The organism is Archangium sp., from assembly GCF_045802675.1.
Taxonomy (GTDB): domain Bacteria; phylum Myxococcota; class Myxococcia; order Myxococcales; family Myxococcaceae; genus Archangium.
This window is the reverse complement of the sequence record NZ_JBJMQO010000123.1, coordinates 1-14,455: the sequence shown is the minus strand read 5'-3', so window position 1 is coordinate 14,455 and position 14,455 is coordinate 1. Positions and strand designations below refer to the sequence as shown.

Annotated in this window: 10 protein-coding genes and 1 pseudogene; 5 read left to right on the top strand and 6 right to left on the bottom strand. The window is 70.4% G+C overall.

Annotated elements, in window-relative coordinates:
* Positions 1-38 precede the first annotated feature (38 nt).
* Positions 39-530 (top strand): YchJ family protein, encoded by a 492-nt coding sequence (locus ACJ8AN_RS33760; RefSeq protein ID WP_407759670.1) that lies wholly within the window; start codon positions 39-41, stop codon positions 528-530.
* Here the strand turns inward: ACJ8AN_RS33760 and ACJ8AN_RS33755 are convergent.
* From ACJ8AN_RS33755 to ACJ8AN_RS33735, 5 genes are all read right to left on the bottom strand, one after another.
* Entirely contained in the window at positions 484-1,707 is a 1,224-nt protein-coding gene (locus ACJ8AN_RS33755) for a sensor histidine kinase (RefSeq protein ID WP_407759669.1), read from the bottom strand. The two genes, ACJ8AN_RS33760 and ACJ8AN_RS33755, sit on opposite strands and share 47 nt — an antisense overlap.
* 4 nt (positions 1,708-1,711) lie before the next feature.
* Positions 1,712-2,515 (bottom strand): alpha/beta fold hydrolase, encoded by an 804-nt coding sequence (locus tag ACJ8AN_RS33750; RefSeq protein ID WP_407759668.1) that lies wholly within the window; start codon positions 2,513-2,515, stop codon positions 1,712-1,714.
* Positions 2,516-2,676: 161 nt separating this feature from the next.
* Positions 2,677-4,317 (bottom strand): Do family serine endopeptidase, encoded by a 1,641-nt coding sequence (locus ACJ8AN_RS33745; RefSeq protein WP_407759667.1) that lies wholly within the window; start codon positions 4,315-4,317, stop codon positions 2,677-2,679.
* 111 nt (positions 4,318-4,428) lie between these two features.
* Positions 4,429-5,997: a mucoidy inhibitor MuiA family protein gene (locus tag ACJ8AN_RS33740; RefSeq protein WP_407759666.1), complete on the bottom strand. Its 1,569-nt coding sequence runs from the start codon at positions 5,995-5,997 to the stop codon at positions 4,429-4,431.
* Between the two features lie 9 nt (positions 5,998-6,006).
* Positions 6,007-7,956 carry a mucoidy inhibitor MuiA family protein gene (locus ACJ8AN_RS33735; protein WP_407759665.1) on the bottom strand — a complete coding sequence of 650 codons (1,950 nt, stop codon included), beginning with the start codon at positions 7,954-7,956 and terminating at the stop codon, positions 6,007-6,009.
* A 234-nt stretch (positions 7,957-8,190) separates the two neighbouring features.
* On the opposite strand from ACJ8AN_RS33735, the gene sthA reads away from it, so the two are divergent.
* On the top strand, positions 8,191-9,603 hold the full coding sequence (gene sthA, locus ACJ8AN_RS33730; RefSeq protein WP_407759664.1) for a Si-specific NAD(P)(+) transhydrogenase: 1,413 nt from the start codon (positions 8,191-8,193) through the stop codon (positions 9,601-9,603).
* 39 nt (positions 9,604-9,642) lie between these two features.
* Here the strand turns inward: sthA and metK are convergent, their stop codons facing one another.
* Positions 9,643-10,818, bottom strand: coding sequence for a methionine adenosyltransferase (gene metK, locus ACJ8AN_RS33725; RefSeq protein WP_407759663.1), 1,176 nt, complete (start codon positions 10,816-10,818; stop codon positions 9,643-9,645).
* 241 nt (positions 10,819-11,059) lie between these two features.
* Here metK and ACJ8AN_RS33720 point away from each other — a divergent pair, with 241 nt between their 5' ends.
* The 3 genes and pseudogenes from ACJ8AN_RS33720 to ACJ8AN_RS33710 form a co-directional block, all read left to right on the top strand.
* Entirely contained in the window at positions 11,060-11,635 is a 576-nt protein-coding gene (locus ACJ8AN_RS33720) for an ABC transporter substrate-binding protein (RefSeq protein ID WP_407759662.1), read from the top strand.
* 124 nt (positions 11,636-11,759) lie between these two features.
* On the top strand, positions 11,760-13,856 hold the full coding sequence (locus ACJ8AN_RS33715) for a site-specific recombinase (RefSeq protein ID WP_407759661.1): 2,097 nt from the start codon (positions 11,760-11,762) through the stop codon (positions 13,854-13,856).
* A gap of 125 nt (positions 13,857-13,981) precedes the next feature.
* Positions 13,982-14,455, top strand: a pseudogene (locus ACJ8AN_RS33710) (export protein); the annotation flags it as partial.

The window sequence follows — 14,455 nt, the reverse complement described above, 5'->3', positions numbered from 1 at the left end:
AGGGCCTTCGCAGGGCCCGTGTCGTCCAGGAACCGCCCATGCCCCCCGTCCCCCTCTGTCCCTGCTCCTCCGGCGTGCGCTACAGCCAGTGCTGTGCCAGATACCACCGCGGCCAGGCCGAGGCCCCCGATGCCGAGGTCCTCATGCGCTCGCGCTACAGTGCCTTCGCCAGGCGCGAGGTGGAATACCTCTGGCGCACGCTGCACCCGGAGCACCCGGACCGCGCCCGGAGCCATGACGAAATCGTGCGCGAGCTGCGCGCCGTGGCCGGCTCCCACCAGTACCCGGGGCTGCGGATATTGGACCGGCGGCTGACGGACGAGAAGGGCACGTCCCTGGTGCTCTTCCACGCCCGCGTCTTCCAGCTGGGCAGGAACCTCTCCTTCGTCGAGTGCTCCTCGTTCCGCCACGACGGCACGGGCTGGCGCTACTTCTCTGGAGAAGCGCTCGCGCCCGGCTCGCTCTCCAAGCCGATGGAGGCCCTCACCCTGGCGGATTTTCCGACTGCCGCAGGGGCAGGAGAATCGTGAAGCGGGTGCCAACGCCCGGCTCCGACTCGACCGAGATGGAGCCATGGTGCTTCTCCGCCACCTTGCGGCACAACGACAGCCCGATGCCGACGCCCGGGGTGCTCGGATCCAACTTCCTCAGCACCTCGAAGACGTAGTCGCGGTACTTGTTGTCGAAACCCCTACCGTTGTCCGCGAAGACGATGCGGACGAAGTCCGTGTAGCGGTACCGGTCCTTCATGCTCCGGAAGCTGTTTTGCTGGATGAGCTGACACTCGAGCTCTATCCGCGGGAAGGCCTCGGGCTTGCGGAACTTCGTCGCGTTGTCGAACAGCTGGTAGAACAACATCATCAGCTGGCGGCGCCGGCCCTGGATGACGGGCAACGTCGCGCACCGCAGCGTCACCGACCCGGGTCCGTTCATCTCGGTCACCCGCTGCCGGGCATTTTCCACCACCTCGAGCAGCTCCACCTCCTCGAGGGGCTCTTCCGACACGTCCAGCACCACGAGCTGATGGAGCGCCAGGACGAGCTGCTCCAGCTTCGCGCTGACGGTCTTGATGCGCTCGAGTGAGCGCTGGCCCGTCAGCGACAGCCCCTCGCGATCCTCGCGGGTGAAGAGGCACGCGAACATGGAGAGCTTGCGCACCGGCTCGCGCAGGTCATGGGAGAGGATGTAGCTCGCCCGGGAGAGCTCCCGGTTGTGCTGCTCCAGCTCGGTGAGCTTCTGATCGAGCTCCCGTGCATGCTCCTCCAGCTCCTGCCGGGCCCGGTTCAGCGCCTCGTTGCCGCGCAGCGCTTCTTCCGCCACGCGCCGGGCCTTGAGCAGCTCGTCCTCGAACTTCTCGCGCCCACGCACCGGCATGAAGGCGCAGTGGTTGACGAGCCCCTGCTCACGCTCCTTGCGCACGGCGTTGATGAGCACGGGAACGGACGCGCCGCCCTGGGTGCGCAACGAGAGGTAGAGCTCCTCCACCTTCCCGTGCAGCCGCAGCAGCGGGAAGAAGTGCGTCTGGAAGAACATGCGGCTCGCCAGCGTCAGGAACGAGTCCACCGGACGGCCCAGCAACTGCTCGCGGGAGTAGCCGAGCACCTCGCTCAGCGTGTCGTTGACGGCCACGAGGACGCCGTCATCGGTGAACGAGAAGAGCCCGCAAGGCGCGAAGCTCAACAGGTCGTCCATGGGACTGGTGGCCATGGGCCTAAGCGGGGTGCAGGTATTCGCGGATGAGCCCACGGGTCTCCTCGGGAGCGCTCATGTGGGGGCAGTGGCCCTTCGCCTTCATGACGCGCAGGGTGCTGCGGGCCAGGTGGCGGTGGAGGTACTCGCCCACCGCCGTGGGGGCGATCACGTCCTCCGAGCACTGGAGGATGAGCGAGGGGACCGTCAGCTTGGGCAGGTCGCCCCGGTTGTCCGAGAAGAACGTCACCTCGGCGAAACGCCGGGCGATGGTGGGGTCCGTGGAGCAGAAGCTCTCGGTGAGCTCCGTGGTGAGCTCCGGCCGGTCCGGGTTCTTCATCACCCTGGGCGCCAGGAAGTCCGCCCAGCCGATGTAGTTCTTGTCCATCGTCTCGAGCAGCTCCTGGATGTCGCGGTGCTCGAAGCCGCCCACGTAACCGGCGTCGTTGATGTAGCGCGGCGAGGGGCTCACGAGCACGAGGCGCTGGAAGCGCCGGGGCTGCTGGATGGCTGCCAGCACGCCGATCATCCCGCTCACCGAGTGCCCGACGAAGATGACGTCCTCCAGCTCGAGCGCCTCGCAGATGTCGAGGACATCCTGCGCGTAGCCATTCAGGCTGGAGTAGCGCTCGGCGTTGTACGCGCCGAGGTCCGAGCGGCCGGAGCCGACATAGTCGAACAGGGCGACGCGGTAGTCGTCCTCGAACGCGGGAGCCACGAAGCGCCACATGTTCTGATCACAGCCGAAGCCGTGCGCGAACAGGATGGGCTGGGTTCCCCTTCCCGAGACTTTGACGTTGTTCCTGCGGAGGATGTTCTGGGCCATGGCCTACGGGGGGTCTGGCACGCCGTGGTGAGCGCGCAATGGGGTTGCTTTTGTGGCCCGTTCGAGGCGGATGGAGAAGAGGCGATGTGGGGAGGCTGTCGGTTAGAGACCACTTCGCCCGGGCCCTCTCACTTGGAAGGTGAGAGGGCCTGGACCGTGGATCACTTGCCTTCGGGAATCGTGAGGGCGCGCAGCAGCCGGTTGTCGCCCATCTGGATGCGCAGCAGCAGCACGGAGCCGGGCTTCTGGGCGCGGACAACTTGAGCGAACTCGCGCGGGCTCTTCACCGGCTTGCCCGCGGCCTCGACGACGACCATGCCGGGCTGCAGGCCCGCGCGATCCGCGGGCGAGCCGGGGTCCACGTCGATGATCATCGCGCCCTGTTTGACTCCCGGCGCCAGGCGGGGATCCACCTCCTGCAGGCGCAGCCCCAGCTTGCGGCCGGTGTCCTCCTCGTGGCTGCCCTCGGGCGCCGTGGAGACGCCCTCCAGGTCCGGGCGCTCGCCGAGCTTCACCTGCATCTCCTGCTGCTTGCCGTTGCGGAAGACGGTGAGCTTCACGGTGTCCCCGGGCGAGCGGAAGCCGATGTCGCGGGTGAGGCCGCGCGAGGACTCGAGGGCCGTGCCGTTGATGGCGGTGATGACGTCATCCTGCTTGAGGCCGGCCCGGGCCGAGGGAGTGTCGGCCTGCACATCGGTGACGATGGCACCCTTGCGCGCCGGCACGTTGAGCGCCTGGGCGAGCTCCGGCGTCAGGTCCTGCACCGACACGCCCAGCCAGCCGCGGCGGATCTTCCCCTTCTCCAGCTGGGACAGCATCGCCTTGGCCATGTTGGAGGGCACGGCGAAGCCGATGCCCGTGCCCCCGCCGACGATGGCGGTGTTGATGCCAATCACCTCGCCGCGCATGTTGAAGAGCGGTCCGCCCGAGTTGCCTGGATTGATGGCGGCGTCCGTCTGCAGGAAGTTGTCGTAGGGCCCCGCCTGGATGTCGCGCGCACGCGCCGAGAGGATGCCGGCGCTGACGCTGGAGGTGAGGCCGAACGGGTTGCCGATGGCCACCACCGCGTCGCCCACGCGGATGTCATCCGAGTTGCCGAGCCGCACCGACGGCAGGTTCTTCGCGTCGCCCTGCAGCTTCACGAGGGCCAGATCGGTGAGCGGATCCCTCCCGAGCACCTTGCCGTCGAACTCGCGGCCGTCGTTGAGGCGGACCCGGATGTCGATGGCGTTCTCCACCACGTGGTTGTTGGTGAGGACGAGCCCGTTCGGGTCGATGATGAAGCCCGAGCCCTCGCCCTGCTGGATGCGCTCATGCGGCTCGGGGAAGCCCTGCCCGCCCTGCCCGCCCTGCCCGCCCTGCTCGCCCGGTGCGCCCTGGCCTCCGAAGAAGCGCTCGAAGAGATCGCTCGGCATGCCTTCCGAGGCGGGCGCGCGGGCCTGGACATCCACGTTGACGACCGCGTCCTTCACCGCGTCCACCAGGTCCGCGATGGACATCGTCTGCCCGGAGCCTCCCGTCGCCGCCTCATGCGCCGGAGGCTGGGGCGCTTGTGTCCGCGGCTGCTGCGAGCCGGTGCCGCCCGTGCCAGGCCCCTGGTCCTTCGGAGCGGCAGCTGGAGGCGAGCCCTGCTCCGCTTGCTTGCTCGAATCCGCTTGAGCCTGGGCCACGCGCTGCTGCTGCCAGGGTGGCTGGGATTGCCCATGCTCCCGGGTGCGCGCCTCACACCCGGTGGCGACCAACAGCGCGAGGGCATTGACCAGAAGGAATTGCTGCAGGAAGAGCGAGCGGGCGAGCTTCATTGAGGGACATCCTCCCTGGGTGGGAAGATGCGGACCCCGCGTCGACAGACAACCACACCGAGGGAGGTGGAGGACGAGCCGGAGAAGGCTCGCCCGCCTCCCTCCCCTCCTCTACAGCCCGTCCATGTCGTAGCTGGAGGGCACGTCCACGTGGAAGACGAGGTCCACGGAGCGCTGCTCGGCGGGGGCGAGCGTCAGCTTCCAGGTGGCGATGCCATCCATGGAGTCGAGCGCGTAGCCCCCGGTGGTCTTCCCGGTGTCCAGCTCCACCTTCACGTCGTCGAGCTCGGAGACGGGGAGGTGCTCGGCCACCTCCACCACCTCGGGGCGCTGGCGGTAGTTGGCCAGGTTGAAGCGGTAGGCGTAGTGGAAGCGGCGCCGGCCGCCGAAGAGGCCCTCGTCGCGGGCGATCTCCTGCACCACCACGCGCTCGGCGCGCAGCGACTCCTCGAGGCCGAAGGTGAGCTGGAAGGCGCCGCCCTGGGGCACCTGCTCCAGCGGCTGGCGGCCGATGAAGCCCGAGCCACGGAACAGGTCCACCGGCCCCGGCAGCAGCGGGAAGGGCGCGCCATTGGTGAGGCTCGCCACGCGGAACACCACCGGGTGCAGCTTGGGCACGGCGCGCCAGACGAAGGAGGACTTCAGCTTCGTGCGCGCCACGCGCAGCCGCACGGCCGTGCCGTCACCGGACACCTGCGCCAGCTCGGGCACCAGCAGCTGCACGGAGATGCCCTGCGAGGCCGTGCGCAACCCGCCCTCCGTCTCCCCCGGCGTCTGCCCTCCGGCCTGGGCGTGCTGCTGCTCCTCGTCGCGGCGCACCAGCACCTTGCGCTCGGCGCGCCGCTCCCAGGCGTTCAGCGTCAGGGGCGTCAGCTCCGGCGGCGTCGCGTTGGCGCGCGGCCGGGCGGTGGAGAGCGCCAGCCGCACCCCGCTCCAGTCCTCGCCGGTGGCCTGGTGCACGGTGGCGAAGGTGGACAGCTCCACCTGGCCGGCCGCCTCGTCGGCACGCGCCTCGTAGGCGGGAGCCCACCCCGCGCCGCCCACCACGTACTGCAACTCCACGCGGGCGCGGCCCTCGGAGGGACACGTCAGCCGCACCTCCACCCGCCGCTCCAGGCGCTCGGCCGAGGCGGTGAGGAACGACTCGCGCTCGCTCAGCGAGTCCAGCTCGCGTTGCACCTCGCGCATGCGGGCCGAGCGGGCGGAGACCTCGGAGGCCGCGCGCAGCCGGGCGTCCAGCGCGGTGTCGAGGGCCTGCGTCCAGGCGCGAGTATCCGGCCGGGGCTCGGTGAGCTCGCGCGCCACCCGCTTCACGGCCACATCGGTGAGGCTCTCACCGAGCTGCTGCAGGGACTGGGCGCGCGCGCGGGCATCCACCAGCTCCGCCATGTCGCGCTCCAGGGCCTCGCGCTTCTTGCGCAGCGCCTCGAGCCCGGGGCCGAAGCTGCCTCGCAGGGAGCGCTCCTCGGCGACGAGGCTCTCCACGGTGGCGTCCTCGGAGCGGGCGCGGAAGCTGGAGGGGTCCGCGGCGGGCGGCACGGACTCGAAGAGGGCGAGCGCGCGGCCGGAGCACGCCACCGTCTCCACCCGCGTCACCAGGGCGCGGTCCGGATAGACGACGACGGAGGACACCTTCGCGGGGGCGACGAGCGCCAGCATCATCAGGGGCAGGGTGTGCATGGCGGCTCCTCAGTTGGACTGGGACTGCTCGAGGCGCCAGCCCTTGGGGTGGCGGACGGTGTACAGGAAGGACACCCCCTGCTTCTCCGAGGGCGGCACCGACAGGCGCCACTCCAGCGTGCCCTGGGCCGGGTCCTGCTCGGCATGGGGCTCGGTGCGCACGAGCTTCACCTCCAGTTCCTGGCTGCGCGACAGCGGCCACTGGTCGTGGATGCGCACGGGCAGGGGGAAGGGGTACGGGTTGGCCACCTCGATGGTGACGAGGTACTCGGTGAGCTCGTCCTTGCCGATGAGGCCCTTCTCGCTCGTCACAAGCTTCACGTTGCGCACCGGGCGCACCGCCGAGTCGATGCCGAGCGGCAGGGTGAAGGGCTCGCCCGGAGACACCAGCGAGAGCCGCGCCTGGCCCGAGGGGTCCGCCCCGACGAAGAGCTGCGCCTCGCCGCCGGGCATGACCTGCTTGGACGGGCTGCGCAGCTCCGCCACGAGGAAGGCATTGGACGTGAGCGCGGGGTAGAGCTTGCGCTCCACCTGCACCGGCCACGTCTCGGTGAAGAGGGGCACGCGCCGCTCGCCCTTGCCGCTGCGCACCGTCTCGCGCCGCTGCGCGGGGAAGGCCAGGGCATAGCCGCCCGCGAGCGAGGCGGGCAGGTTCGGGTCCAACACGGGCGGCCTCCAGCTCTCCGGCGGCGCGAGGCCCACGGGCACCGCCCCTCCACTCGCGGCCACCGAGGTGGACTCGGGCGTGGCCAGCTCCTCGGAGGAACGCGCCGCGCCCGGCCTGTTGCTCGGGACACGCCGGGTGAAGTCCTGGTCCACGTTGACGCCCGCGCTGGTCGAGCCGATATCGATGGTCGGTGGCTTCCCCGCGACGACGATCTCCTCGGAGCCAGCCTCCGGCGGCTGGGACTCCCCGGTCGGCGTTGACGTAGGTGGGGGAGCATTCGCGTTGGCGCCGCTGCTGAGCGAGAGGAGTCTGTCTCGCAGCCGCGCGTCCTCATCGGGCGCCTCGAGGGGCGGGGGCGGAGCGGGCGGCGGGGCACGCCAGGAGTCGGCGAGCGGCGCGGGCGTGGGAATGAAGCGCTCGCGCTGGCCGATCTTCCAGGTGGCGAGCCGCGGTGCGACGGTGGTGGTGGCGGGCAGGGCGGTGCTGAGCGTGAGCGCCGAGTCCTCCCAGTCCTCGCCGGTCTCCTGGCTGACGCGCCCGGAGACGGCCACCTGCACGCGGTTGGACTCGGGCTCGAGCCGCAGCTCGTAGGAGGGGTACCAGCGCGCGCCCGTGGTGACGTAGGTGAGCGTGAGCGTCGCGGAGCCCTGGCCCGACAGCGTGGGGACGACCTCCAGGCCCGAGCGCGAGGGCACGCCGCCGAGCTGCCGCGCTTCCCGCACCCGCCGCGCGAGCTCTCTATCCAACGCCTCCTCGCGCTGGGTCACCTCGCGCAGCTTCGCCTGGAAACGGGCGGTGGCCTCCACCACGAAGTCGGCGGCGGCGCGCCAGCCGGAGGCATCGAGCCGGGAAGTCTCCTGCCGGGGCCCCTTCGCGTTGGCGGGAGCGGGCACGGGGGCATCGCCCTGCTCGGAGACGGTGGGCCGCACCTCGGCGAGCGCGGAGAGCTGGGCGGTATAGGCCTCGCGCTCGGCGCGGACCTGGGCGAGCTGGTCATCGAGCCGCTCCAGCTCGGTGACGAGCTTGCGGGCCGCGGTGGCGGGCAGGGCATCGGACCGCACCGGGCGGAGGTCCACCCGGGTCACCTCGGCGCCCTGGGCCTCGACGCGGATGCTGGCGGGGTCCACCGAGCCATACAGCAGGGGCAACTCCACGCGCTGGGAGCCGGAGAGGCTCACCCGGGCCGTGCGCACCACGCGAGCACGGTCGCTGTAGACGGTGACCGAGGTGACGGGCGCATCCACCGCCGCGAGCCAGAGCGCGCTCAGGGCCGAAAGTCCGAAGACGGGCATCCCCGGGTTGTAGCGTCCCCCCTCCCTCGCGTCATCTCCCCCTGGCCGGATGCACCCGGAGTGCGGGCGGGGCGCTCAGGACCCCAGGTCGAACGCGAAGGACATCAAGAGGGAGTCATGGCGCGCATTGAAGCACGAAGCCACGCGAGCGGATGAAGGCTCGGGGTGCTCTGAGCGAGCCGGGCCACGGAGGGCCCTTCCGTCGTACCGGACGGCTCGCATAGCGTCCGGGGCATGGCGGATTTCGATCTGGTGGTGATTGGTTCGGGCCCTGCGGGCGAGAAGGGCGCGGTGCACGCGGCGCTGCACGGCAAGCGGGTGGCGGTGGTGGAGCGTGAGCCGGTGCCCGGTGGCACGGCGGCCAACACCGGCACCCTGCCCTCCAAGACGCTGCGCGAGACGGCGCTGTACCTCTCGGGCTTCCGCCAGCGCGGCCTGTACGGTGTGGAGACGACGCTGCGCCACGAGGCCACCGTCTCGGACTTCCTCTACCGCGAGCGCCGGGTGAAGGGCATCGAGCGCGAGCGCATCCTCGAGAACCTGAAGCGCCATGGGGTGGAGCTGGTGTACGGCCGGGGCTCGCTGGCGGACGCGCACACGGTGGTGGTGCGGAGCGAGGGTGAGCCGGAGCGGCGGCTGACGGCGGACGTCATCCTGGTGGCCACCGGCTCCGCGCCCTACCGGCCACCGCTGTACCCCTTCGAGGACGCGCGCATCCACGACTCGGACGAGCTGCTGGAGATCTCCGGGCTGCCGCGGACGCTGGTGGTGGTGGGCGCGGGCGTCATCGGCTGCGAGTACGCGTGCATGTTCGCCGCGCTCGGCATTCAGGTGACGTTGGTGGACCCGAAGGCGGAGCTGCTGCCCTTCCTGGACGACGAGCTCTCCGCGCTGTTGCGGCGGCGCATGGAGTCGCTCGGGGTGCGGATGCGGCTGGGGCACACGGTGGAGGCGGTGGAGGTGCCCCCCGAGCCCACGGCCCCCATCCGGCTGACGCTGAAGGATGGCGAGCAGCTGGAGGTGGAGCAGGTGCTGGTGGCCGCGGGGCGCTCGGCGAACACGGCGGGGCTGGGCCTGGAGGCGGTGGGCGTGAAGCTGGGCCAGCGCGGCCAGGTGGAGGTGGGGCCCGAGTACCAGACGGCGGTGCCCGGCATCTACGCGGCGGGGGACGTCATCGGCTTCCCCGCGCTGGCGTCCACGTCGATGGAGCAGGCGCGCATCGCGGTGATGCACGCCTTCGAGCTCGAGGAGCCGAACCGGATGGCGCCGGTGCTGCCCTACGGCATCTACACCATCCCCGAGGTGTCCATGGCGGGCGAGACGGAGGAGTCGCTCAAGGCCCGGGACATCCCCTACGTGGTGGGCCGGGCCGCCTTCTCCACCAACGCGCGCGGTCAAATCATCGGCGAGTCCGAGGGCCTGCTGAAGCTGCTCTTCCGGCGCGAGGACCTGCGGCTGCTCGGCGTGCACGTGCTGGGCGAGCAGGCCTCGGAGCTGGTGCACGTGGGGCTGGTGGCGCTGATGACGGGCGCCAGCGCGCGCCTCTTCGTGGAGACGTGCTTCAACTACCCCACGCTCTCCGAGGCCTACAAGACCGCCACCTACGACGCGATGGAGCGGGAAAAGAAAACGCGCGTGAGCCCCTGAGGACCCACGCGCGTTTCGAACTTCACCGGCTCGCTAGAGTCAGACGGCCTTCAGGCGGGCGGCGGCGGGACCGACCGCCTCACGCAGGGCGTCCTTCTTGTCGGTGCGCTCCCAGGTGAACTCCTTCTCGGCGCGGCCGAAGTGACCGTACGCGGCGGTCTTCTGGTAGATGGGCCGCAGCAGGTCCAGGTGCTCGGTGATTTCGCGCGGCTTGAGGCCGAACGTCGCCTTGATGGCCGCGACGATCTTCTCCTCGGGGACGGTGGCCGTGCCGAAGGTCTCCACCAGCACGCTCACGGGGTCCGCCACGCCGATGGCGTAGGACACCTGCACCTCGCAGCGGCGCGCGAGGCCCGCGGCCACCACGTTCTTGGCGATGTAGCGGCCCATGTACGCGGCCGAGCGGTCCACCTTGGACGGGTCCTTGCCCGAGAACGCGCCGCCACCGTGACGGCCCATGCCGCCGTAGGTGTCGACGATGATCTTCCGGCCCGTCACGCCCGAGTCACCCATGGGGCCGCCGATGACGAAGCGCCCGGTGGGGTTGATGTAGATCTTCGTCTTGGCGTCGATGAGCTTCTTGGGCAGCGCCTTGGCGATGACGTCCTCGCGGATCGCCTCGTGGATGCGCTTGTTGGAGATGTCGTCCGAGTGCTGCGTGGACACCACCACCGCGTCGATGCGCACCGGGCGGCCGTTGCGGTACTCGACGGTGACCTGGCTCTTGCCGTCCGGGCGCAGCCAGTCGTGCGTCTTGCGGCGCACGTCGGCCAGGCGCCTGGTGAGCGCGTGGGCGTAGTGGATGGGGGCCGGCATGAACTCCGGCGTCTCGTCGCAGGCGAAGCCGAACATCATGCCCTGGTCGCCGGCGCCCTGCTCCTTCTTGTTGTCCACGCCCCGGGCGATGTCCTGGCTCTGGCCCTCGATGGCCACCATGACGCCGCACGTGTGGCCGTCATAGCCCATGGAGCTGTCGGTGTAGCCGATGCGGCAGATGGTGCTGCGGACGATCTTGGGGATGTCGACGTAACAGTTGGTGGTCACCTCGCCAGCGACGATGGCCAGGCCCGTCTTCACCAGGGTCTCCACGGCCACGCGGCCCTGGGGATCCTTGGAGAGGATGGCGTCCAGCACGCCGTCGGAGATCTGGTCAGCGATCTTGTCCGGGTGCCCTTCGGTGACGGATTCGGAGGTGAACAGGTAGTCGGTCGGCATGTCTTCTTCGAGGTACGGCTTTGGGGAGGTACTGCGCGCCGCGTCGGCGTGAAACGCGGGCACACTAGACGTTGAGCTCTAGAGGAGTCAAACCCAGAAGACCCCTCGGGAATTGCACCGTGGACCCACCTGGCGGGCGAGCCGCCCCCCGCATCCTCCACCGGGGTGCGGCGTGAATTTCGCGCGCGCCCGGCCGTTGCTCTGGGTTACAGAAACCGTCATTCCCCCAGGAAGGACTTGAATGAACCTCCGCCTCCGCTCCCTTGCCCTGCTGGCCACCCTCTCGCTCGCGATGCCGGCGCTCGCCGCCCCCAACGAGCCCATCGCCAAGCCGGTGAAGACCGTCGTCCAGTCCGTGCGCTACAGCAAGGACGACCTCGCCCTCAAGCAGCTCGCCAACGAGGCCCAGGGCCGCTTCCTGCTCGGTGACGAGTGGGACAAGGGCACCGACGCCCAGCGCAAGGAGTTCACCCGGCTCTTCAACAGCCTCTTCTCCAAGATTGCCTTCCCCAAGGTGCGCGAGAACTTCAAGAACCTCGCCTCCATCACCTACGAGGACCCGGCCATCGAGGGCGAGAAGGCGCAGGTGAAGTCCACCGTCGTCATCGAGCACCCGCTGAAGAAGCAGGAGATGAAGCTGCAGTACTCGGTGGTGAAGGAGCAGGGCACCTGGAAGGTGCTGGACGTGTCGGTGCTCGGCGACTCGATGCTCACCGGCATCCGCGATGACCAGATCCGGCCCATCATGGCGCAGGGCGGCTGGGACAACCTGCTGAAGCTCATGCGCGCGAAGGAAGCCGAGATCAACGGCAAGTAGTCGTCGCGCAGCGGTCCTCCACCGCGCTCCGGGGCCGAGCGGACGGGCGCCCGGAGGCGAAGTCGGTTTGAGGCGGGCGCGCGGGAACGTACCCTGTGCGCCCCCCTCGCCGAGAGACTGGCCGATGTCCGCTCCCCTCCCCCAGCCAGCCCCCGTCCGTGAAGGGCGTTCCTCCCGCGAGGTGGACGCCTTCTGCGTCGAGTTCGCCCCGCGTGCCCCGGGCCACCCCGCCGTGCGCGACCTCCAGCGGCTGCTGGCCGATGTGCCCGAGGAGGGCCTGGAAGCCCGCCTGGAGTGGGTGGAGCGATGCGTCGCCTGGCTGCGCGAGCCCCGGCCCGCACTCGGCTTGAGGGCGCCCGACGAGCCCGAAGCCCCCGGGGTGGTGACGCGGCTCGCACTGCTCGTGCGCGTACTGGAAGCGCGGGCCACGTCCCGCGAGCCCGTGGCCGCCCTGGTGCGCGAGGTGATGGCCGGCACGAGCGGGTTGAAGCTCTTCTCGCAGGTGGGCCTGCCCGCCGGACTGGGCTTCCTCGGCGAGGTGTCGGATCGGCTCGCGCGGCACCTGCTCCCCTCCCCGCCCGCGGACCATCAGCTCTCCGAGTTGCTGCTGCGCCTCTTTCCGGTGCCCGAGGACGCGGACTGGTGGGAAGCGCTGCCGCCCGCGCTGCTGGCCCGCCTCTCCACGCTGGTGAGCGGCGAGGCCCCCCCTCCCGCGCGAGCACCGGAGCAGGTGGTGCGCACGGACCTGGTGGACGCGCTGGGCCTGCTGTCGGTGCAGACGGCGGCGCTTGGCCTGGCGGAGGACGTGAGGGAGCGCTGTCCGGAGGTGTCCTTCCGCGCCTCGCCCTTCCTGAAGCTGCGCCGGGTGTGCGAGGGCGTGCAGGCGCGCGACGCGGCGCCGGACTCGCTGCGGGAGCTGGGCGACGTGGTGGAGGAGTGCCGGCAGGTGGTGGCCATCGTCTCCAGCCACCTCGAGCAGTACGGGGTGAGCGTGGACCTGGTGTACCGGCTGGAGCGCATCCGCCGGAGCCTCGAGCGCATGGAGGCCATCGCCCGGGTGCTGGGCGCGGCGCCCGGTGAGGCGCGCTGGCGCGAGGGGCTCGCCCTGGTGGCGGACCTGCTGCGCCGGGCCCACGCGGACCGCTCGGTGCGGGCGCTGCTGGCGAGTGACGCGCGGCTGCTGGCGCGCAAGGTGATTGAACGCGCGGGCCACTCGGGCGAGCACTACATCACCACCACGCGGGACGAGTACCACCGCATGGTGCACGCGGCCGCGGGCGGCGGGCTCATCACCGCCGTCACCGCCATCCTCAAGCTGTACGCGGCCACGCTGGCGCTCGCTCCCTTCTTCTTCGGGCTGGCGCTCGCGGGCACCTATGTCGCCAGCTTCCTCGTCATGCAGGCGACGGGCTCGGCGCTGGCCACCAAGCAGCCGTCCATGACGGCGGCCACGCTGGGCAGTGCCATCGGCCAGCGGGGCACGGCCGGGCGGCTGTCACACCTCATGGAGCTGATTCCGCGCATCGTCCGCTCGCAGCTCGCCACGGCGCTGGGGAACATGGGCACCGTGTTGCCGGCGGCGGTGGGGCTGTCCCTGGCCTTCGCGTGGTGGAAGGGGCGCCCGCTGCTCAACGAGGCCCAGGCGCACTACGTGGTGGACGCGCTCCACCCCTGGCACAGCGGCACCATCTTCTACGCGGCGCTCACGGGCGCGCTGCTGTGGCTCTCCAGTCTCGTGGCCGGGTGGCTGGAGAACTGGGCGGTGTACCGCCGCCTCCCCGAGGCACTCGCGCACCACCGCGTGCTTCGGCGGGCGTTGGGCGAGGCCCGGGCGAAGAAGCTCTCGGACGTCTTCGCGCACCACATCGCCGGGCTGGGCGGCAACGTGAGCATCGGCGTGCTGCTGGCGCTGCCGCCGGTGGTGGGCGCCTTCTTCGGGCTGCCGCTGGACGTGCGGCACGTGACGCTGTCCTTCGGGCAGCTGTGCCTGGCCGGCTTCGCGCTGGGGGCCGAGGGCGTGCTGCGGCCGGACTTCCTCGCGGCCGTGGCCGGCATCGGCATCACCCTCGTCATCAACTTCGGGGTGTCCTTCTCGCTCGCCCTCGCGGTGGCCCTGCGCGCCCGGGACGTGCCCGTGTCGGAGGTGCTGCGGCTGGTGCGGCTCATGGGTGCTCGCCTGCTGCGCGAGCCCCTTGCCTTCCTGCTTCCCCCTCGGGCGTGAGTCCTTTCCCGTGGGGCCGGGACAGGCCGTGAATCCACCCTGACTGAAAACATGGGCGGACGGGCAGCCGAGGGCTCTCGCCGCGCTTCTGATGGGGTCCGTTCTCCGGTAGGGTCCGCGGCCGAATGAGTGACTCCTCTCACAAGCCGCCGCGCCTTGCTCTCGCCTATGCCGGCCTGCTGGTCCGCAGGCCTGGGCTCGTCCTCCTCGCGATCCTCGCACTGTTCGGCGTGTCGCTTTGGGGCACCACGAAGCTGACCATCAACTCCAACCAGCTCGACCTCATCTCGCAGGACCTGCCCGAGGTGAAGGAGGTCAAGCGCGTCATCGACATGGTCGGTGGCAGCGGCTACCTCATGCTGGCCTTCCGCGCCGACAGCGAGACCACGCTCAAGAAGGTCGCCGACGACATCGCCGCGAAGCTGCAGGCGGACAAGGAGCACGTCCGCTTCATCACCTACAAGGTGCCGGTCGAGTTCGTGCAGCAGAACATGGTCCTCTTCGTGAAGACCGAGGACCTCAAGGAGGTCCGCAAGCGCGTCAACGCGTACTTGAAGGACCAGCTGCGCCGGAACAACCCGTTCTACGTCGAGATCCGC